This window comes from Variovorax sp. J22R115 (assembly GCF_030317005.1).
Taxonomy (GTDB): domain Bacteria; phylum Pseudomonadota; class Gammaproteobacteria; order Burkholderiales; family Burkholderiaceae_C; genus Variovorax.
Window position 1 is genome coordinate 92025 of the sequence record NZ_JASZYM010000004.1, and the last position, 20769, is coordinate 112793.

Here is a 20769-nt window from a genome sequence, read left to right on the forward strand (position 1 = left end):
GATGGAAGCTGCGTCCTGCATCGGAGAAACCCCTGCACGGTGACCGACCATCCGAGGCCCTGCACGAAGCTTCGCTCGTGTTTCTAGAATGTCTGCCCCACCCCCAAGGCATTCATGACACAGGGCTCCATCCGGATACGCGGTGCACGTCAGCACAACCTCCAGAACCTCGACCTCGACATCCGCACCGGCGAGATGACGGTGGTCACCGGCCCGAGCGGCTCGGGCAAGTCGAGCCTGGTGTTCGACACGCTCTACGCCGAAGGCCAGCGACGTTACGTCGAGACCTTCTCGGCCTACGCGCGCCAGTTTCTCGATCGCATGGACAAGCCGGCGGTCGACAAGGTCGAAGGGGTGCCGCCGGCGATTGCCATCGACCAGACGAACCCGGTGCGCTCGTCGCGCTCGACCGTGGGCACGATGACGGAGCTCAACGACCACCTGAAGCTGCTCTTCGCACGCGCCGCGCAGTTGTTCGATCGCCAGACGGCACTGCCCGTGCGGCACGACTCGCCGGATTCGATCTATGCCGAACTCGTCTCGCGCGCGGCCGCGGCGGGCGATCCACGCGTGGTGCTCACGTTCCCGGTCGAATTGCCCGCCAGCACCAGCGCCGACGAGGTGACGCAATGGCTGTCCGCCAGCGGCTTCACGCGCGTGCAGGCCGAGCGCGAGGTCGCGACGCCGACCGGTCCGCGCAAGGTGCTCGACGTGGTGGCCGACCGCTTCCGCATCGCCGGTGCCGAGAGGGTGCGCGTGGTCGAGGCGATCGAGGTGGCCTTGAAGCGCGGCAGCGGGCGCCTGACGGTCTATGCGCTGTCGGCGGAAGAGGGCGCGGAGCCGGACATCTGGAAGTTCTCGACGGGCCTGCATTGCCCTGAAAGCGACATCCGCTACACGGACCCGATTCCGTCGATGTTCTCGTTCAACTCGGCGGTGGGCGCCTGCGAGACCTGCCGCGGCTTCGGCCGCGTGATCGGTGTCGACCTGGGCCTCGTGATCCCGAACGACAAGCTCACCTTGCGCGCCGGCGCGATCAAGACTATCCAGACGCCCGCATGGAAGGAAGCGCAGGACGACCTCATGCGCCACGCCGAAGCGGCGGGCATCCCGCGCGACACACCGTGGAACAAGCTCACCGACGAGCAGAAGCATTGGGTGATCGAGGGCACGCCCAGCTACAAGGAAGGCAACTGGAACAAGCAGTGGTACGGCGTGCGCCGCTTCTTCGCCTACCTGGAGAGCAAGGCGTACAAGATGCACATCCGCGTGCTCCTGTCGAAGTACCGCAGCTACACGCCGTGCCCGGTCTGCGCGGGTGCGCGCCTCAAGCTCGAAAGCCTGCTGTGGCGCATCGGCAGCAAGGAAGACGCCGACGCAGTGCTCGCGCCCGCGAAGCGCTTCATGCCGGCCGGAGCGAAGTGGTCGCGCGCGAAGCTCGAAGCCTTGCCCGGCCTGTGCCTGCACGACCTGATGCTGCTGCCCATCGAGCGCCTGCGCCGATTCTTCGACGGCATCGAGAGCCACGGCAACAGCAGCACGGCGAGCGAAGGCGATGTGCAGGCGCTCAAGCTGCTGTTCGAGGAAATCACGACGCGCCTGCGCTACCTGCACGACGTCGGCATTGGCTACCTCACGCTCGATCGCCAGAGCCGCACGCTCAGCGGCGGCGAGGTGCAGCGCATCAACCTCACCACGGCGCTGGGCACCTCGCTGGTCAATACGCTCTTCGTGCTCGACGAGCCGAGCATCGGCCTGCATCCGCGCGACATGAACCGCATCACCGAAGCGATGTTGCGCCTGCGTGACGCAGGCAACACGCTGGTGGTGGTGGAGCACGATCCGGCCGTGATGCTTGCCGCAGACCGCGTGATCGACATGGGCCCCGGCCCCGGCATTCGTGGCGGGCAGATCGTGTTCGACGGCAGCACCGACGCGCTGCGCGATGCCGAAACGCTGACCGGCCAGTACCTCGGCGGCCGCAAGCAGATCGGCATGGGCTTCCGGCGCATGGTCACCGACAACACGCCGCGCCTCATCCTCGAAGGTGCGCGCGAGCACAACCTGCAGAACGTGACGGTCGAGCTGCCACTCTCGCGGCTGGTGTGCATCACCGGCGTCAGCGGCTCGGGCAAGTCGACGCTGGTGCAGGACGTGCTTGCGCCCGCGCTCATGCGGCACTTCGGCAAGGCGACCGAAACGCCCGGCGCGCACGATCGGCTGCTGGGCGCAGATCACCTGAGCGACGTGGTCTTCGTCGACCAGTCGCCGATCGGCAAGACCGCGCGATCCAACCCCGCGAGCTATGTGGGCGCATGGGATGCGATCCGCGAGATTTTCGCCACGGCAGGGCTCTCGCGGCAGCGCGGTTACACGGCGTCGAAATTCAGCTTCAACAGCGGCGACGGACGCTGCCCGACCTGCGGCGGCTCGGGCTTCGAGCACGTCGAGATGCAGTTCCTCTCCGATGTCTACTTGCGCTGCCCTGATTGCGACGGCAAGCGCTATCGCCCCGAGATCCTCGAAGTGACGATCGAGCGCGCAGGACGCAATGTCAACGTGGCCGATGTGCTCGATCTCACCGTGGCCGAGGCCGCAGCGGCCTTTGGCTCCGACCGTGACGTGCTGCGCACGCTGCAGCCCATCGTCGACGTCGGGCTCGACTACGTGAAGCTCGGCCAGCCGGTGCCCACGCTCAGCGGCGGCGAGGCGCAGCGCCTCAAGCTCGCGGGCTTCCTCGCGGAGGCCGCCAAGAACGGCAGTGCCAGCAAGCAGCCGCTGGCGCGCAAGGGCACGCTGTTTCTGTTCGACGAGCCCACCACCGGCCTGCACTTCGATGACATCGCGCGGCTGATGCGCGCGCTGCGCAAGCTGCTCGAAGCGGGTCATTCGCTGGTGGTGATCGAACACAACCTCGACGTGATCCGCGCCAGCGACTGGCTGATCGACCTGGGCCCGGAAGGTGGCGAGGGCGGTGGTCAGATCGTCGCGGTGGGTACGCCGGAGCAGGTGCGCGAGAACCGTGCGTCGCTCACCGGTGCCGCGCTGGCCGACTACGAGCTGGCGATCGGCCCCGGCGCCTACAAGGTCGCGGAACGCGCCGCGCGGTCGTACGCGGCACGCGCGCAACCGGCGGCAGGCCGCGATGCGATCCAGATCGTTAACGCGCGCGAGCACAACCTCAAGAATCTCTCGGTCGACATTCCGCGCGGCAAGTTCAGCGTGGTCACGGGCGTGAGCGGTTCGGGCAAGTCGACGCTGGCTTTCGACATCCTGTTCAACGAAGGGCAGCGTCGCTATCTCGAATCGCTGAATGCGTATGCGCGCAGCATCGTGCAGCCAGCGGGCCGGCCCGAGGTCGATGCGGTGTACGGCATCCCGCCCACCGTCGCGATCGAGCAGCGCCTGTCGCGCGGCGGCCGCAAGAGCACCGTGGGGACGACCACCGAGGTGTGGCACTTCCTGCGCCTGCTCTACGTCAAGCTCGGCATCCAGCACTGCATCCACGACGGCGCGGCCGTGCAGCCGCAGACACCTGACAGCATCGCGGCGCAACTGCTGAAGAACTTCAAGGGCCAGCACATAGGCCTGCTCGCGCCGCTGGTGAGCAACCGCAAGGGCGTCTACACCGAGCTGGCCGACTGGGCGCGGCCCCGGGGCTATACGCACCTGCGGGTGGACGGCGAGTTTCTGCCGACCACGAACTTCCCGCGCATCGATCGCTTCAAGGAGCACAGCATCGAGCTGCCGGTGGCCAGCCTCGATGTGCTGCCTTCGCAGGAGACCGAACTGCGCCAGGCGCTCACGCGCGCGCTGGAACACGGCAAAGGCGTGGTGCATGTGTTGAGCGACCTCACAGGCTTGCGCGGAGCAATGATGGCCGGCGCGCCGACCACCGGGATCGGCCGCGCGCACGTGTTCTCGACGCTGCGCGCGTGTCCGGTGTGCAGCACCAGCTACGCGGAACTCGACCCGCGCCTTTTCTCGTACAACAGCAAGCACGGCTGGTGCCCGGACTGCGTGGGCACCGGCGTCAAGCTCACGAAGGACCAGCGCAAGGTCTATGACGATTCGGTCATGGCCGACGACCAGAAGGGGCGCGAGCAGACATTCGCCGAGCCCGAGGCGGAAGACGTGGGAGATGTGGTGTGCCCGACCTGCGAAGGCACGCGGCTCAACGCGACGGCGCGGGCGGTGAGCTTCGGCACATCCGATGCCGACGGCAACGGCGGCATCGGCATCACCGAGCTGGCACGCATGAGCGTGGGCGACATTCGGGTGTGGTTCGAGGGTCTTCACCTGACCGGCCGCGAGGCCGAGATCGCGCGCGACCTGGTGCCCGAAATCAAGAGCCGGCTGGAGTTCCTCGAAGAGGTCGGGCTGGGCTACCTCACGCTCGACCGCGGCGCGCCGACCTTGAGCGGTGGCGAAGCGCAGCGTATCCGCCTGGCGGCACAGCTCGGCAGCAACCTGCAAGGCGTCTGCTACGTGCTCGACGAGCCGACCATCGGCCTGCATGCGCGCGACAACCAGATCCTGCTGGACGCGCTCCACAAGCTGGGCGACAAGGGCAACACGCTGGTGGTGGTGGAGCACGACGAGGACACGATCCGCCGCGCCGATCACATCATCGACATCGGCCCGAGCGCCGGCAAGCGTGGCGGGCGACTGGTGGCGGAAGGCACGGTGGCCGATATCCAGGGCGCAGGCGATTCGCAGACGGGACGCTATCTGCGCGATGCGATCAAGCATCCGCTGCAGGCGCGGCGGCCGGTGCCGATGCCCGAGCCGGGCGCGCCCGATTGGCTCACGGTGCGCGGAGCGGACCTGCACAACCTGCAGGACGTGACGGCGTCGTTGCCGCTGCATCGTCTGGTGGCGGTCACCGGTGTCAGCGGGTCGGGCAAGTCGACGCTGGCGCGCGATGTGCTGCTGGCGAACGTCTACGCCGTCGTGGTGCAGCGCATGACCAAGGCCGGCCGCGACGCCGATGCCGCCGGGAAGCATCCGAAGTGGGTCGGCTGCAGCGCGGTCGAAGGCTACGAGACCATCGACCGCGTGCTGGAGGTCGACCAGACGCCGATCGGCAAGACGCCGCGCAGCTGCCCGGCAACCTACATCGGCTTCTGGGACACGATCCGCAAGCTGTTCGCCGACACGCTGGAAGCGAAGGCCCGCGGCTATGGGCCGGCACGCTTCAGCTTCAACACCGGTGAAGGCCGCTGCCCGGGCTGCGATGGCGCGGGTGTCCGCACCATCGAGATGAGTTTCCTGCCCGATGTGAAGGTGCCGTGCGAGGTGTGCCATGGCGCCCGCTTCAACCCGGAGACGCTGGCCGTGAGCTGGCGCGGCAAGAGCATCGGTGACGTACTGCAGATGGAGGTCGACGAGGCGGTGGAGTTCTTCGCGTCGATGCCCAACATCAGCCATCCGCTGCAGTTGCTCAAGGATGTGGGGCTGGGCTATCTCACGCTGGGCCAGCCTTCGCCGACCTTGTCGGGCGGCGAGGCGCAGCGCATCAAGCTCGTGACTGAACTCAGCAAGGTGCGCGACGACGTCACGCGGCGCGGCAACAAGGCGCCGCACACGCTCTACGTGCTCGACGAGCCGACGGTGGGGCTGCACATGGCGGACGTCGAGAAGCTGATCCATGTGCTGCACCGGTTGGTGAACGGCGGGCACAGCGTGGTCGTGATCGAGCATGACCTGGATGTGATCGCCGAAGCCGACTGGCTGATCGACCTCGGACCCGAAGGCGGCAACGCCGGTGGGCGCGTGGTGGCAGCAGCGCCGCCCGAAGAAGTCGTACGGCTGGGCACGCACACGGGGGTTGCATTGGCGCCGGTGCTGGCGCGCTCGCGCGAAAGGCATGTCGTGCTGACCTTGCCGGTGCAAGAAGCGCAGTCGACGCCCGTTCGGCGCGAGGCGTGATGCGCACGATCTACAACGAACTCCACAGCCTCCACCATGGCAAGGTGGAGATGTTCCGGGGCGAGCTCGTGCCGTGCTTCGAGGTCCCGGCGCGCGTCGACTATGTGCTGCGGGAGTTGCAGGAGCGCAACCTCGGCCCGATCGAGTCAGCGGATGTGTTCGACGATGCCGCCATTGCCCGCGTTCACGCGCCGCGCTATCTCGACTTTCTCGCCAACGCCTGGACCGAGTGGGTGGCGCTCGACCCGGCCAACGCCGGGCGGGATGCGCTGCCGTCGTACTGGCCGATCCGCACCTTCCGTTCCGACGTGTTGCCACCCAGCTTCGCCGCGCGCATGGGCTTGTTCTCGTACGACGCGGGCACGCCGCTGACATCGGGCACCTGGGATGCTGCGCGCGCGGGTGCCTGTTGCGCATTGACTGCCGCGGCTCGCGTGCGGCAAGGGGAGCGTGCGGCGTTCGCGCTCACGCGGCCACCGGGGCACCATGCCGGCTCGGACTTCTTCGGTGGCTACTGCTTCCTCAACAACGCGGCCATTGCTGCACAGTCGTTGCGAAATAGTGGCGTGAAGCGCGTCGCCGTGCTCGACATCGACTACCACCACGGCAACGGCACGCAGGCCATCTTCTACGAGCGCGCCGACGTGCAGTTCACCAGCATTCACGGGGATCCGCACACCGAATACCCCTACTACCTGGGATACGCCGACGAGCGTGGCGCGGGTGCAGGCCTGGGCTTCAATCGAAACCTGCCGCTGGCGCGTGGCACTGGCTTCGCAGCATGGAGAGAAGCGCTGAAAGATGCGTTGACTGGCATAGCCGGCTGCAAGCCCGGTGCGCTGGTCGTGTCGCTGGGCCTCGATACCTTCGAGGGCGACCCGATCGCCGTCTTCACGCTCGCCACCACCGACTACCTGCGCATCGGAGAGGACATCGCGCGTGCCGGGCTGCCGACCGTGTTCGTCTTCGAGGGCGGCTATGCGGTGGCGGAGGTCGGCGTCAACGCGGTCAACGTGCTCGACGGATTCATGCAGCACGCGGGCTGAGCGTCCCCGCTGCGTGCGGCTGACTCGACCGGGACATTCCCCCATTGCCTGCGGAATGTCCCTGCGGCCAAATGGCGGCCCGTCGATTTCGACGCGTTTTCCGGAGTCCGCATCATGTTTCGTCGTTCCCTTTTGTGTGCCGCCCTTTTGAGCGTGGCCGCCACCGCCGTGCACGCCCAGAGTTTCCCGACCCGTCCGATCAAACTCGTGATCGCCTTTCCCGCCGGCGGACCCACCGACATCACGATGCGGCAACTGGCGGACAACGCATCGAAGATCCTCGGCCAGCCGATCGTGGTGGACAACAAGCCCGGCGCCGGCGGCACCCTGCCCGCGCAAGCGCTGCAGACTGCGGCACCCGACGGCTACACGATCGGCCAGATCCCGCTCGGCGTGTTTCGCCTGCCGTACACCACCAAGATCAACTGGGACCCGGTCAAGGACATCAGCTACGTGATCAACGTCACCGGCTACGCCTTCGGCATCGCGGTGCCGGCCGACAGTCCCTTCAAGACCTGGAAGGATTTCGTCGCCTATGCCAAGGCCAATCCAGGCAAGCTGACCTACGGCTCGACTGGCAACCTGACAAGTCCGCACCTGACGACCGAACTCATCGCGCAGCAACTCGGCATTCAACTGCAGCATGTTCCCTACAAAGGTAGCGCCGACCTCTCGCAGGCCGTGCTCGGCAACCATCTGATGGCCATCGCCGATTCGACTGGCTTCGCGCCGCTGGTGGAGTCGGGCAAGCTGCGCGTGCTCAACACCTGGGGCGAGAAGCGGCTCGCGAAATTCCCCGATGCGCCGACGCTCAAGGAACTGGGCATCGACATCGTGCAGAACTCGCCTTTCGGCATCGGCGCGCCCAAGGGCACGCCGCCGGAGGTGGTGAGGAAGCTGCACGACGCCTTCAAGCAGGCAATGGAAGAGCCGAGCTACGTCGCCGCGCTGGGCCGCTACGACATGTTGCCGATCTACATGAGCTCCGCCGACTACACGAAGTTCGCGCAGACGACCTTCAATCGCGAGAAGGCGCTGATCGAGAAATTGGGGCTGGCCAAGCCGCAATGAACGTAGCTGCAAAATGAAAAAGCCCCGCATCGCGGGGCTTTTTTCTGGCGCGTGCGCCTTTACTTCTTGCGCGCTGCGATGGCCTGCTCGGCCTTCGCCACCAGGTCGTTGCCGACCGTCGGCTTCCACTTGGCATACACGGGCCGCGTGGCCTTGACGAAGGCATCGCGTTCCGCCGGCGTCAGTTGCGTGACGGTCACGCCCATCGCCGCAATGTCCTTGAGCACCGGCTTGTCGGCTTCGACCAGGCCCTTGCGGGCCAGTGCGATGTTCTGCTTGCCGGCATCGATCGCGGCTTGGCGAACGATGGCCTGGTCGGCCGGCGTCCACGAGGCCCAGATTTCCTTGTTGACCACGAACACCAGCGGGTCGCACACATAGCCCCAGGTGGTCACGAACTTCTGGCCGACGGTGTGCATCTTGAGCACGGTGAAGAGGAAGAGCGGATTCTCCTGACCGTCGACCGCGCCACTGGCGAGCGCGGGCTGCGCGTCGGCCCAGCTCATTTGCGTCGGGTTGGCGCCCAGCGTGCTGAAGGTGTCGGAGAAGATGGGCGAGCCGACCACGCGGATCTTCGCGCCCTTGAGGTCGTCGGGCGACTTGATCGCCTTCTTCGAGTTGGTGAGTTCGCGGAAGCCGTTCTCACCCCAGGCCAGCGGCACGACGCCCGACTTGTCGAGCGTCGCGAAGATCTCCTTGCCTACCTCGCCTTGTGTGAGCGCATCCACGGCCGTGTAGTCGGGCATCAGGAAGGGCATCGAGAAGAGGTTGAGCTGCTTGACCTGCGGCGACCAGTTGATGGTCGAGCCCACGGCCATGTCGATCACGCCCTGGCGCAGTGCGCTGAATTCGCGGGTCTGGTCGCCCTGGATCAGCGAGACACCGGGGTACAACTTGATGTTGATGCGGCCTTGCGTGCGCTCCTTCACGAGGTCGGCCCAGATGCGGCCGGCTTCGCCCCACGGTGTCGGTGGGCCGAGCACCAGGGACATCTTGTATTCGGCCTTGTAGTTTTGCGCAGGTGCGGCGACCGAGAAGGTGCTTAGCGCGGCAGCCACGGCCAGGAGGCCGAGCAGGGAACGACGGAAATTCATGGGTCAGTCTCCTTGGGTTAATCGTTGAAAGGCTTTTGGTGCTGGGGTGTCCGCCCGGTATGCGGTGCGGGCTGTGCAACCCCGCTACGCCGGCCCTTCGGGCTGCCCTGCAGTGCTCGCTTCAGGCGGGGTCCGCGCAAACTCACTTCGCTCAGACACGCGCGGCCCTTTTTCCGCCTGAAGCTGCGCGCTTCGGCGGCGCAGAGGGGTTGCACAGCCCGCACCGCATACCGGGCTTCGTGGTTGTGCGACGGATGCGCGCGTCTCGAGCGTTGCGCGGCTGCGCACAACAACGAGCGTGGAGGCGGACAGTTCACCCCCAACGGTTCAGCGATGGTGGGCAGTGTGCCCTGTGCCGGCCGTTGAGGCACCGCCGAGCAGCGCAGCGACAGGCGGATCAGGGCCGCGCGTGTCTGGGCGAAGCGAGTTTGCGCGGACCCCGCCTGTCGTGAGCAGCGCAGGGAAGCCGCGAAGCGGCCGGTGACGTCGGCCGGCACAGGGCACACTGCCCGCCATCGCCCAACGCACACGTGTCTCATCCCTAGTACCCCAGCTTCCGCGGCAACCACAACGCCAATTCTGGCCAGGCAATCACCGCCACCATCACGAGGAACATCGCGAACAGCATCCAGCCCACCCAGCGCACGGTCTCTTCCATGCGCACGTTGGCGATGCGGCACGACACCATGAGGTTCACGGCCAGCGGCGGCGTGAACTGGCCGAGCGCGACCTTGAGCGTGAGGATCACGCCGAACCAAACCGGGTCCCACTTGTAGTACTGCACGATCGGCCACAGCAGCGGCACGAAGATCAGGAAGATCGACACGCCATCCAGGAACATGCCGACGGTGATCAACATCAGGATCAGCAGCGACAGCACGCCGTATTCCCCGAGCCCGGAATTCACGATCGCGCGGGTGACCGGGTCGATCACGCCCAGCGTCGAGAGCGAGTACGCGAAGATGCCCGCGAGCGACACCACCAGCAGGATCACGGCCGACAGTTCACCCGATTCGCGCAGGATCACGAACAGATCCTTCACCTTGATCGTGCGGTGGATCGCCATGCCCACGAACAGCCCGTAGAACACCGCCACCACCGCCGCCTCGGTCGGCGTGAACAGCCCGGCGCGCATGCCGCCAAGGATCAGCACCGGAGCCGCCAGGCCCCAGGTTGCATCACGGAAACTCTTCCAGAACGGCGGCCGCGGCAGGCTGGATTCGAGCGCGCCCATCTTGTGCTTGCGCGCCAGCCACACGGCCGGAACGATCAGCGCGACGCCAGCCAGGATGCCGGGGATCATGCCCGCCGCGAACAGTGCCGGCACCGAAGCGCCTGGCACCAGCACCGAGTAGACGATGAACGCGACCGAAGGCGGAATCAGGATGTCGGTGGCCGCGGCTGCGCCCACCACGCTGGCCGAGTACGCGTCGGGGTAGCCTGCGCGCGACATGGCCGTGATCATCACCGCGCCGACCGCAGCCGCATTGGCCGGGCCCGAGCCGGAGATGCCACCGAGGAACATCGCGACCACGATCGCGACCAGCGGCAGCATGCCGGGCCCGCGCCCGACGATGGCGATCGCGAAGTTGACCAACCGCAGCGCCACGCCCGAGCGGTCGAAGATCGAGCCGACCAGCACGAACATCGGGATCGCGAGCAGGGGGTACTTGCCGAGGCCGGCATAGAAGTTCTGCGGCACGGCCAGCAGGCCGAACCACTGCGCGTCGCTATTGGCGAGCGCGATGCAGGCCGCACCGGCGAGGCCGAGCGCCGCACCGATCGGCACGCCCACCAGCATCATCAGCAGGAAGGCGACGAAAAGAAGCGTGGGGATCACTGGTCCGGGCCCCCATAGTTCGTCTTGCGGCCGCGGCGCACGAAGAGGCCGATGGCCCGCAGTGCGATCGCGAAGGACACGATGGGCAGCCAGATCGAATACCACCACTGCGGGACGCCGATGCCGGGCGAGGTTTCCTCGAAACGGTAGTCGTCCCAGACCACGCGCACGCTCAGCGCGCCGATCAGCAGGAACAGTACCGCCACCATCAGGGCGCCGAACTGCGCGAGCCGCTTGCGCCGCGCCATGGTGCCGCTTTCGGCGAAGTACTCGATGCGGATATGCCGGTCGCGGGCGACGGCGGCGGAGCCGGCCACCAGCGCCAGCAGGATCATCAGGAACACGGAGAACTCTTCGGTCCACGCGAAGGAGGAGTCGGTGAAGTAGCGCACCAGGACGTTCGCAAAAGTGATGCAGGCCAGGAGGCCCATGATGGTCACCGTGGCCCAGTCCTCGATCGCGAGGGGAACGCGCGTCGGTTCGTCGGCGGCTTCGATTTCAGGGGGGAGGGGGCTGGCGGCGTCCAGCACGGGGCCGGACTCGGTGGGAGTGGTCATCGGGAGAGGAGGGAAGCAGCTATGAATCGTAACGATCAATGACCCCTTCCCTCATCGGGGGTTTCCTTAGCTGCCGCCCTGTTGAGACCCGGTCAATCGAAGTAGGCGCGGGAACGGTCCAGGTGCTCGCGGCACTCCCGGACCATGCGGTCGAGCAGCTCGGCGCAAGTCGGCACGTCGTCGATGAGACCGATGCACTGGCCCGCCGAGACCACGCCTCCGTTGACCTCGCCGGACTCCAGCGCTGCGCGCCCGCGCACGCCGACGACCAGGGGGCGGATGTCGTCGAACTGGCAGCCGCCGGGCCGGTTCTCGGTCGCGACCACTTCCTCGGAGATCGCGTTGCGGAACACCCGCGCCGTGTTCTTCATGGTGCGGAACATCAGCTTGGTGTCGCGCTCGGAGGCCGCGACCAGCGCCTGCTTGATGTTGTAGTGGATGGGCGCCTCCTGCGTCACGCAGAAGCGCGTGCCCATGTTGACCCCCTCCGCGCCCAGCGCCAGCGCAGCCGCCATGCCGCGCCCGTCGGCGATGCCGCCCGAGGCGATGATCGGGATCCTGAGCGCGCGCGCCGCGATCGGCAGCAGCACCAGTCCGGGCACGTCATCCTCGCCCGGATGCCCCGCGCATTCGAAGCCGTCGACCGAGACCGCATCGACGCCATTGCGCTCCGCCGACAGCGCATGGCGCACGGAGGTGCACTTGTGCACGACCTTGATCCCATGCGCCTTGAACTGGTCGATGAAGTCGCGCGGGCTGTTGCCGGCCGTCTCGACGATCTTGATGCCGCTGTCGATGATGGCCTGCACGTACTCGGCATACGGAGGCGGCTTCAGCGCGGGCAGGATCGTGAGGTTCACGCCGAAGGGGCGATCGGTCATGCCGCGCGTGCGCTCGATCTCGCGCCGTAGCGCATCGGGCGTCTGCTGCGTGAGGGCGGTCAGGATGCCGAGGCCACCGGCGTTGGAGACCGCCGAGGCCAGTTCCGCCAGCCCGACCCATTGCATGCCGCCCTGGATGATGGGATAGCGGATGCCGAGCAGTTCGGTGACGCGGGTCTTCATGGTGCTGTTTTCTCCTCGGAGGGCTTAGAGCGCCTTGACCAGTTCCGGCACGGCCGTGAACAGGTCAGCCACAAGGCCGTAGTCGGCCACGCTGAAGATCGGTGCTTCTTCGTCCTTGTTGATCGCCACGATCACCTTGGAGTCCTTCATGCCCGCCAGATGCTGGATCGCGCCCGAGATGCCCGCTGCGATGTAGAGCTGCGGGGCGACGATCTTGCCGGTCTGGCCCACTTGCCAGTCGTTCGGGGCGTAGCCTGCGTCGACGGCCGCACGGCTCGCACCGAGGCCTGCGTTGAGCTTGTCCGCCAGCGGTGCCATCACTTCGGTGAACTTCTCGGCACTGCCGAGTGCCCGGCCGCCCGAGACGATGATCTTGGCGGCCGTCAGTTCAGGGCGTTCGCTCTTGGTGACTTCACGGCCCACGAAGCTGCTCTTGCCGCTGTCGGCCACGCCGTCCACGGTTTCCACCGCTGCGCTGCCGCCCGTCGCTGCGGCCGCATCGAAGCCCGTGGTGCGCACGGTCGCGACCTTGATCGGGTCGCTGCTCTGCACGATGGCAATCGCATTGCCCGCATAGATGGGGCGCTCGAAGGTGTCGGGGCTGTCCACCTTGGTGATGTCGCTGATCTGCGCGACATCGAGCTTGGCAGCCACGCGAGGCGCCACGTTCTTGCCGTTGGCCGTGGCCGGGAACAGGATGTGGCTGTAGTTCTTGGCAATGGCCAGGACTTGAGCGGCGACGTTCTCCGCGAGGTTCTCGGCCAGGGTCGGGCTGTCGGCCACGATCACCTTGGCAACGCCTGCCACCTGGGCGGCGGCCTTGCCGGCTTCGGCGGCGTTCGCGCCGGCGACCAGCACGTGGACATCGCCGCTCGCGCAAGCAATCCCTGCGGTCACGGTGTTCAGGGTCGCCGGCTTGAGCGTGGCGTGGTCGTGTTCGGCAATAACAAGTACGGTCATGTCGTTCTTCCTCAGATCACCTTGGCTTCGTTCTTCAGCTTGTCCACCAGGGTGGCCACGTCGGGCACCTTGATGCCGGCGCCACGCTTGGGCGGCTCGGAGACCTTCAGGGTCTTCAGGCGCGGCGTGACGTCCACCCCGAGGTCTTCGGGCTTGAAGGTGTCGAGTTGCTTCTTCTTGGCCTTCATGATGTTGGGCAAGGTCACGTAGCGCGGCTCGTTCAGGCGCAGGTCGGTGGTGATGACTGCGGGCAGCGAGAGGGAGATGGTTTCCAGGCCGCCGTCGACTTCGCGCGTGACATTGACCTTGTCGCCGGCCACTTCAACCTTGGAGGCGAAGGTGGCTTGGGGCAGATCGGCCAAGGCAGCCAGCATCTGGCCGGTCTGGTTGGCGTCGTCGTCGATGGCTTGCTTGCCGAGGATCACGAGCTGGGGCTGTTCCTTGTCGACCAGCGCCTTGAGCAGCTTGGCAACAGCCAGGGGTTGCAGCTCTTCGGTGGTCTCGACCAGGATGCCGCGATCGGCACCGATGGCCATGGCCGTGCGCAGGGTTTCCTGGCACTTCGCATCGCCGCAGGACACGGCGATGATTTCCGTGGCGACGCCCTTCTCCTTCAAGCGCACTGCCTCTTCGACGGCGATCTCATCGAAGGGGTTCATGCTCATCTTGACGTTGGCGATGTCCACACCGGTGCCGTCGGACTTGACGCGCACCTTGACGTTGTAGTCGACGACCCGCTTGACGGGGACCAGGATCTTCATGTGTCTAGCTCCTTCGGTTTTGAGATTCTGCGATTCACTCGAGCTTGGCGCCCGATTGCTTGATCAGGCGCTCCCACACCGGGCGCTCCTGCTTGTAGGCGGCGGCAAAGGCTTCGGGCGAGCTGTCCTTGAGCTCGAAGCCCATTCCAGCGACCTTCGCCTGCACGTCGGGTTGCTGCGTCGCCTTGCGCACTTCGTCCGCGATGCGCTGCACGATGGGCTTCGGCGTGTTGCCCGGCGCCGCGATGGCGAGCCAGCCGGTCACGCGATAGGCCTCGTCCTTCATGCCTTGCTCCGCCAGCGTCGGCACGTTGGGCAGCGTGCTCATGCGGCGGTCGCCGGTCACGCCGATGGCCTTGACCTTGCCGGCCTCGATCTGCGGCTTCGCGACCAGTGCGCTGGCATAAGCCATCTGGATCTGGCCGCCGATGAGGTCCTGCAGCATCGGCGCCTCGCCCTTGTAGGCGACGTGGTTCATGTCGGCGTTCTGCGTCAGGCTCATGTGCGCGCCGGCCAGGTGCGGATAGGCGCCGACGCCGTAGGAGCCATAGGCCACCTTGCCCTTGTTGGCGCTGACGTACTTGAGCAGCTCGGGCCCGGTCTTGACCGGCACGCTCGGATGCACCACCAACACCAGCGGCGCCATCGCGATCTGGTAGACCAGCGTGAGGTCGCGCTGCGTGTCGTAGGGCAGCTTCTCGTAGAGGAACTGGTTAGTGAGCAGCGAATTGCTCAGCGACAACACGATGGTGTAGCCGTCCGGCGCGGCCTTCGCGACTGCGTCGGTGCCGATGATGCCGGCCGCGCCGGGCTTGTTGTCGATGATGACGGGCTGACCGAGGCCCGCCGCCATCTTCTCGGCCAGCACGCGCGCCAGCACGTCGGTCGCGCCGCCGGCGGCGAAGGGCACCACCATCTTGATCGGCTTGTTCGGATAGGTCTGCGCCTGCGCGGGCGCGATGGCGCACAGCGCCGCGGCGGCGGCCGAGGCGCAGAGCCACGCTCGGCGGCTCATGGTTTGCAAAGAGGTCAAGGTGTGTCTCCGGTTCGTGTTCAGAAGAATGCGCGCGGCTATTTCAGGATCACCTGCGCCTTGATGGGCAGGCGTCCCAGCAACTGCTGCAACTGGCTCTGCAGCGCTGGTGCCTGCGCTCCCACGGCCGCCGCGTCGACAACGACCTTCAGCGCACTGTCGCCATCGGCCTGCACCTGCGGGCGTACCGCGGCGCCGACGCCCAATGCGGCGCAGGCTTCGTCCACCATCGTGGCGGCCACCTTGCGCGCAGCCATCGAGCGCAGTTCAGGCTTGAAGATCTTGCCGACGTTGGTCATCGGCATCGTCTCGATGACGATCACCGACTTGGGCTTGGCCGGCGCTTCGTCGACCCGCCCGGCGGTGAAGGCCAGCAATTCTTCCTCGCTCGCCGATGCGCCGGGCACGAGCGTCGCGAAGACCACCGGCAGCTCGCCCGCATAGGCATCCGGTGCGCCAACGGCGGCGCACAGCTGCACCGCGGGGTGCGCACCGAGTGCGTCCTCGATGACTTTCGGATCGATGTTGTGGCCGCTGCGGATGATCAGGTCCTTCGAGCGGCCGCTGAGATTCAGCCGCCCCTCGTCGTCCATCCAGCCGAGGTCGCCGGTGGCGAGCCAGCCGTCGGTCGTGAAGGCCTTGGCGTTGTCGGCCGGATCGACGAAGCCCGAGAACAGGTTCGGCGACCTGAACAGCACCATGCCCTGTTCGCCCGCCGGCAGGTCGCGGTCGCTGGCATTGCCGTTCTCGTCGAGAGCGACGATGCGCAATTGCGTGAAGGGGAGCGGAAAACCGACGCAGCCCGCAGGCCCGATCACGCCCGGTGGCGTGATGGTCGAGATCCCGGCCATCTCCGTCATGCCCAGGCTCTCGTGCACGTGCAGGCCGAAAAGGCGCTCGAAGCGCGCCGCGAGTTCCGGTGCCAGCACGGCGGCGCCAGTGCGGCAATAGCGGATCGACGAGATGTCCGCGCCATCGAGCGGCACGTTCGCCAGCGCCGCGAGCACGGTCGGGACCGCCGACAGCGAGGTCGGCCGGTACTTCTCGACCAGCCGCCAGTAATTGGCGAGCACCTCCTTGTTACGCAGCAGCGAAGTGGTCGGAATGATCACCTCCACGCCCGCGGACAGCGATGCCAGCGAGGCCGGCAGCACGCCCGCGACGTGGAACAACGGATAGCCGTTGATGGAGGTGTCACTCGAACCCTGGCCGGCGACGTTCACGCTGGCCCAGGCGGTGAACACCTGTGCGCCGTGGCTGTGGCGCGCGAGCTTGGGCGCGCCCGTGGTGCCACCGGTGTGGAAGTAGGCGGCGATGTCGCTGGCTTGAATGTCGCGGCCGCTCACCAGATGGTCATCCGGCTCGCGTTCGCGCAAGGTCTTGAAGTCGGCCACGCCTTCGGGCAAGGCCCCTGCACTGCCGGGCGCTTCGTCATGCGGCGCCACGCGCAGCACGGTCGTGAGCGTGGGCACTTGGCTGCGAAGCCGCATCGCCTTCGACCACATGCCGGATTCGGCGTCGGAGCCATAGGCGATCAACACCTTGGCACGGCCCGCCGTCATCAGCGAGACCAGCTTTTCGTCGGTGAGCAGCGGGTTGAGCGGCTGCACGATGCCGGCCGCCGCACCGCCCCACAGCGCGAGGTGGTACTCCAGGCAGCCCGGTAGCAGCACGGCAATGGCATCGTCGGGCCCGACGCCGAGCGCATGCAGTGCGTTGGCGGTCTGGTGGATGCCGGCCAGCAGCTCGGCATAGGACCAGCGGATCGGCTCGTCCGCCGGATTGCCCGTGCGCAGGAAGGTCAACGCCGTCTTGTCGCCGAAGGCCGCGCCGGCATTGCGGAAGATCTCGTAGGTGCTGCGAACGGTCAGCGCCTCGTCGAGCGGCGTTTCCTCGAGCCGGCGGATGTCCGCGAGGCTGCGGATGGGAAAGGACGCGCTGAAGGGCGCTGCGATCCGGGGTTCGCTCGTGCGGCTCATGAGTGCTGTCTCCTGGTTCGGTTTTGTCTTGAATCATGCGCCGGGCCGTCCCACGGCCCGAAGTGCGACCTACTTGTTGGTGATGTTGTTGTCGCGGATCACCTTGCCCCAGCGCTCGTAGTCCTGGCGCATGCGCGTCGCCATCTGCTCGGGCGTCTGGAAGGCTGCGAAGGTGCCGACGCCTTCGAGCTTCTCCTGCACTTCCTTGTCGGCGAGTGCCTTCTTCAACTCGGCGTTCAGGCGCGCGACCACTTCCTTCGGCGTACCGGCGGGCGCGAGCATGCCGCCCCACGAGGTGGCGTCGAAGCCGGGGAAGCCCTGCTCGGCCACCGTCTTCACGTCGGGAAGCAGGCTCACGCGCTTGGACGATCCGACGGCGATGGCGCGCAGCGTGCCCGACTTGATGTGCGGCAGCACGGCGATAAGGTCGGAGAACATCATCGGCACTTGCCCGCCGATCAGGTCCGTCACGGCGGGTGCGCTGCCGCGGTAGGGCACGTGCTGCATGTCGAAGTGCCCGACCGTCTTGAGCGACTCGGTCGTCAGGTGGCCGAAGCTGCCCGTGCCGGCGGTGGTGTAGTTGACCTTGCCGCCTTGCTCCTTGGCCTTGGCGATGAGTTGCTGCAGGCCGGTCGCGTCGGGCAGCGCCTTGGGATTGACCACCATCACGATCGGCAGATCGTAGGTCGTTCCCACCGGCGTGAAGTTCTTGAAGATGTCGTAGCTGGTGGGGCCGTACAGGTGTCCCGCGAGCAGGGTGGGCGTCGCGAGCATCACCAGCGTGTAACCGTCCGGCGCGGCCTTGGCGGCAGCCGCCGCACCGATGGTGCCGGAGGCGCCGCTGCGGTTGTCGATCAGCACCGGCTGCTTGAGGCCGAGGGACATCTTCTGTCCGATGATGCGCGTCGCCGTGTCGGTCGGGCCGCCGGCGGGGAAGGGCACGATGATCGTGATCGGCTTGGTCGGCCAGGCTTGGGCCTGTGCGAAAGCGGAACCTGCCAGCAGCGGCAGCGCGAGAGCGAGCAGCGCGCGGCGCGCGGGGTTGCGGACGGAAGTCAGGAAACGGGAGGCCATGGGTTCTTCAGGATGCGGCGTCAGAGGACGCCATTCGATTTCAGTTGGGAGAGCTTTTCGTCGGAGAGGCCGAGCAGCGACTGCAGCACATCGCGGGTGCCTTCGCCGAGTTGTGGCGGTGCGCTGCGCACGGGCAGGCGTTCGCCGTCGAAGCGGTAGGGCGGCGCGAGCACGTTGACGCTGCCGGCCACGGGATGCGGCTGCGTGGTCACGAGCCCGGCATCGGTGGCGCGCTTGGACTGCAAGGCTTCGAGCAGGCCGAGCACTTCGCCGCAGGGAATGCCTGAGCGCGTGAGCTGTTCGAGCAGCGCCTTGCGCTTGCGCTTGCCGAGTTCGCGGTTGATCTCGGGCATCAGCACCTCGCGGTTGGCGGAGCGCAGGATGTTGGTTTTGAAGCGTTCGTCGTCGGCGAGGTCCGGCCGCTCGATCACGTCGGTGCAGAAGCGCGCGAACTGGCTGTTGTTGCCGACGGTGATGACCAGTGGGCCGTCTTCGGCATCGAACACGCCGTAGGGAACGATCGACGGATGCGCATTGCCATAGCGCGGCGGGTCTTCGCCCATCAGCAGGGCTTCGAGACCGTAGTAGGCGGTGATCATCAGGCCGCAGTCGAACAGTGCCATCTCGATGTGGCGGCCGGTGCCGGTCTTCTCGCGCTCGTAGAGCGCCGCGAGGACGGCCTGCGCGGAATACATGCCGGTGAACAGGTCGACGGCGGCGACGCCGAACTTCAGCGGCGGCTGGTTCGCCTCGCCGTTGAGCGCCATCAGTCCCGCCTCACCCTGCACGACGAGGTCGTAGCCGGGGCGTGCGGCTTCGGGGCCGGTGCGGTCGTAGCCGGAGATCGAGCAGTAGATGAGACCGGGGTTGTCTTGCCGCAGCCGGTCGTAGCCGAGGCCCAGCTTGTCGATGCCTCCGAACTTGAAGTTCTGGATCACGACGTCGCTCTTCTTCGCGAGTTCGCGGGCGATCTCCTGGCCCTCGGGGGTCTGAAGGTCGAGGCCGACCGAGCGCTTGTTGCGGTTGACGCTGTTGAAGTAGGCCGTCTCGGTGGCGCCGACGCGCAGGCCCCAGTCGCGCGTGTCATCGCCGCGGCCGGGGTGCTCGACCTTGATCACTTCCGCGCCGAGGTCGGCCAGCACCATGCCGCACCACGGCCCGGCGAGGATGCGCGAAAGGTCGAGAACGCGGACGCCGGCCAGCGGCAGAGTGCCTTTCATCAGTGATGCTCCCGTCCCAGCGCGATGTAGCGCTGGAGGTGGTGGTCCTCGTCACCGAGCTGGTGGTCGATCATCACCAGGCGCTTGGCGTAGTGGGCGAGCGGCAGTTCCCAGGTCATGCCGATGCCGCCGTGCATCTGGATGCTTTCCTCGGCCACCAGTGTGCCGATGCGGCCGATGCTGACCTTGGCCGCCGACAGCGCGCGCTCGCGCGTCACGCGATCGGCGTCGATGGCCGCGGCCGCGTTGATCACGGCCGAACGCGCCTGCTCGATTTCCAGCAGCAGGTCCGCCATGCGGTGCTGCAGCGCCTGGAAGCTGCCGATGAGCGTGCCGAACTGTTTGCGCGTGCGCAGGTACTCCAGCGTGGCCGTCTTGGCGGCTTCCATCGCGCCGAGCGCTTCGGCGCACAGCGCGAGCACACCGCGGCCGATGGCGCGTTCGAGCGTGGCGTGGCCTTGACCTTCGGTGCCCAGCAATGCGTCGGCGCCGAGCTTCACGTTGTCGAAGCCGAGTTCGGCCACGCGGCCGCCGTCGATCGCGGGGCAGCCGCGCACGGTCAGTCCAGGTGTCTTCGCGGGCACGAGGAAGAGCGAGATGCCGGCCTCGTCGTCCACCGCGCCCGAGGTGCGGGCGGAGACCACGAAGAGATTAGCCTGTTCGCCCTGCTGCACGACCGCCTTGGCGCCCTTCAGCACCCAGCCGTCGCCGCTGCGCTCGGCGCGCGTCTGCACGCGGCTCAGTTCGTAGTGGGTTTCGGGTTCGTCATGTGCCAGCGTGGCGATCGTGGTGCCGCCGACGATCTCTGCCAGCAGGCCCTTTTGCGTGTCGTTGCCCGCAACGGAAATGGCCTCGCCAGCCATCACGGCGCCCAGCAGCGGTTCGACCACGAGGCCGCGGCCCAGCGCCTCGAAGACCACCGCGACATCGAAGCCGCCACCTCCGAAGCCGCCATCGGCTTCGCTGAACAGCGCGCCGATCACGCCGAGTTCGGCGAACTGCTGCCAGATCTCGGTGCTGAATCCCTGCGCGGACTTGGCGATGCGGTCACGCGTCTCGAAGGCGTATTGCTCTGCGATGAAACGGTTCAGGCTGTCGGCGAGCATGCGCCGGTCTTCGGTGTGTTCGAAGTTCATGAC

Annotated in this window: 14 protein-coding genes; 3 read left to right on the forward strand and 11 right to left on the reverse strand. The window is 66.9% G+C overall.

Translation table 11 applies throughout. The features are described 5' to 3' along the window. The first annotated feature begins 114 nt into the window (after positions 1-114). The 3 genes from uvrA to QTI04_RS08095 all read left to right on the forward strand — a co-directional run bounded on the left by uvrA (position 115) and on the right by QTI04_RS08095 (position 8048). Entirely contained in the window at positions 115-5931 is a 5817-nt protein-coding gene (uvrA, locus tag QTI04_RS08085; protein WP_286614980.1) for an excinuclease ABC subunit UvrA, read from the forward strand. Beyond that, positions 5931-6977, forward strand: coding sequence for a histone deacetylase family protein (locus QTI04_RS08090; RefSeq protein ID WP_286614981.1), 1047 nt, complete (start codon positions 5931-5933; stop codon positions 6975-6977). Before uvrA ends, QTI04_RS08090 begins: the two co-directional genes overlap by 1 nt. Positions 6978-7091: 114 nt before the next feature. Further along, complete coding sequence (locus QTI04_RS08095) at positions 7092-8048, forward strand: tripartite tricarboxylate transporter substrate binding protein (RefSeq protein ID WP_286614983.1); 957 nt, start codon at positions 7092-7094, stop codon at positions 8046-8048. 59 nt (positions 8049-8107) lie between these two features. Here QTI04_RS08095 and QTI04_RS08100 read toward each other — a convergent pair whose 3' ends face one another. From QTI04_RS08100 to QTI04_RS08150, 11 genes are all read right to left on the reverse strand, one after another. Beyond that, the gene (locus QTI04_RS08100; RefSeq protein ID WP_286614984.1) at positions 8108-9142 is read right to left on the reverse strand and encodes a DctP family TRAP transporter solute-binding subunit; all 1035 of its coding nucleotides are present in this window, start codon (positions 9140-9142) and stop codon (positions 8108-8110) included. Positions 9143-9683: 541 nt separating this feature from the next. Further along, positions 9684-10982 carry a TRAP transporter large permease gene (locus QTI04_RS08105; protein ID WP_286614986.1) on the reverse strand — a complete coding sequence of 433 codons (1299 nt, stop codon included), beginning with the start codon at positions 10980-10982 and terminating at the stop codon, positions 9684-9686. Continuing rightward, positions 10979-11539 (reverse strand): TRAP transporter small permease, encoded by a 561-nt coding sequence (locus QTI04_RS08110; RefSeq protein ID WP_286600934.1) that lies wholly within the window; start codon positions 11537-11539, stop codon positions 10979-10981. The genes QTI04_RS08105 and QTI04_RS08110 overlap by 4 nt, the downstream gene beginning before the upstream one ends. Positions 11540-11631: 92 nt before the next feature. Beyond that, positions 11632-12603, reverse strand: a complete 972-nt coding sequence (locus QTI04_RS08115) for a nitronate monooxygenase family protein (RefSeq protein WP_286614988.1) — start codon at positions 12601-12603, stop codon at positions 11632-11634. A 24-nt stretch (positions 12604-12627) separates the two neighbouring features. After that, positions 12628-13563, reverse strand: coding sequence for an electron transfer flavoprotein subunit alpha/FixB family protein (locus tag QTI04_RS08120; RefSeq protein ID WP_286614989.1), 936 nt, complete (start codon positions 13561-13563; stop codon positions 12628-12630). Between the two features lie 11 nt (positions 13564-13574). After that, the gene (locus QTI04_RS08125; RefSeq protein ID WP_286600938.1) at positions 13575-14324 is read right to left on the reverse strand and encodes an electron transfer flavoprotein subunit beta/FixA family protein; all 750 of its coding nucleotides are present in this window, start codon (positions 14322-14324) and stop codon (positions 13575-13577) included. Between the two features lie 34 nt (positions 14325-14358). After that, entirely contained in the window at positions 14359-15357 is a 999-nt protein-coding gene (locus QTI04_RS08130; protein ID WP_286614990.1) for a tripartite tricarboxylate transporter substrate binding protein, read from the reverse strand. Between the two features lie 38 nt (positions 15358-15395). Beyond that, entirely contained in the window at positions 15396-17336 is a 1941-nt protein-coding gene (locus QTI04_RS08135; protein WP_286614992.1) for an acyl-CoA synthetase, read from the reverse strand. Between the two features lie 69 nt (positions 17337-17405). Continuing rightward, positions 17406-18410, reverse strand: coding sequence for a tripartite tricarboxylate transporter substrate binding protein (locus QTI04_RS08140; RefSeq protein WP_286614994.1), 1005 nt, complete (start codon positions 18408-18410; stop codon positions 17406-17408). Positions 18411-18430: 20 nt separating this feature from the next. After that, on the reverse strand, positions 18431-19630 hold the full coding sequence (locus QTI04_RS08145) for a CaiB/BaiF CoA-transferase family protein (protein ID WP_286614996.1): 1200 nt from the start codon (positions 19628-19630) through the stop codon (positions 18431-18433). After that, entirely contained in the window at positions 19630-20766 is a 1137-nt protein-coding gene (locus QTI04_RS08150; RefSeq protein ID WP_286614998.1) for an acyl-CoA dehydrogenase family protein, read from the reverse strand. Before QTI04_RS08150 ends, QTI04_RS08145 begins: the two co-directional genes overlap by 1 nt. Between the last annotated feature and the right edge of the window lie 3 nt (positions 20767-20769).

Excerpts from the sequence above, each read along its gene's own strand:
- uvrA (WP_286614980.1), top strand. The coding sequence starts at position 115 with ATGACACAGGGCTCCATCCGGATACGCGGTGCACGTCAGCACAACCTC.
- QTI04_RS08090 (WP_286614981.1), top strand. The coding sequence starts at position 5,931 with ATGCGCACGATCTACAACGAACTCCACAGCCTCCACCATGGCAAGGTG.
- QTI04_RS08095 (WP_286614983.1), top strand. The coding sequence starts at position 7,092 with ATGTTTCGTCGTTCCCTTTTGTGTGCCGCCCTTTTGAGCGTGGCCGCC.
- QTI04_RS08100 (WP_286614984.1), bottom strand. The coding sequence starts at position 9,142 with ATGAATTTCCGTCGTTCCCTGCTCGGCCTCCTGGCCGTGGCTGCCGCG.
- QTI04_RS08110 (WP_286600934.1), bottom strand. The coding sequence starts at position 11,539 with ATGACCACTCCCACCGAGTCCGGCCCCGTGCTGGACGCCGCCAGCCCC.
- QTI04_RS08115 (WP_286614988.1), bottom strand. The coding sequence starts at position 12,603 with ATGAAGACCCGCGTCACCGAACTGCTCGGCATCCGCTATCCCATCATC.
- QTI04_RS08120 (WP_286614989.1), bottom strand. The coding sequence starts at position 13,563 with ATGACCGTACTTGTTATTGCCGAACACGACCACGCCACGCTCAAGCCG.
- QTI04_RS08125 (WP_286600938.1), bottom strand. The coding sequence starts at position 14,324 with ATGAAGATCCTGGTCCCCGTCAAGCGGGTCGTCGACTACAACGTCAAG.
- QTI04_RS08135 (WP_286614992.1), bottom strand. The coding sequence starts at position 17,336 with ATGAGCCGCACGAGCGAACCCCGGATCGCAGCGCCCTTCAGCGCGTCC.
- QTI04_RS08140 (WP_286614994.1), bottom strand. The coding sequence starts at position 18,410 with ATGGCCTCCCGTTTCCTGACTTCCGTCCGCAACCCCGCGCGCCGCGCG.
- QTI04_RS08145 (WP_286614996.1), bottom strand. The coding sequence starts at position 19,630 with ATGAAAGGCACTCTGCCGCTGGCCGGCGTCCGCGTTCTCGACCTTTCG.
- QTI04_RS08150 (WP_286614998.1), bottom strand. The coding sequence starts at position 20,766 with ATGAACTTCGAACACACCGAAGACCGGCGCATGCTCGCCGACAGCCTG.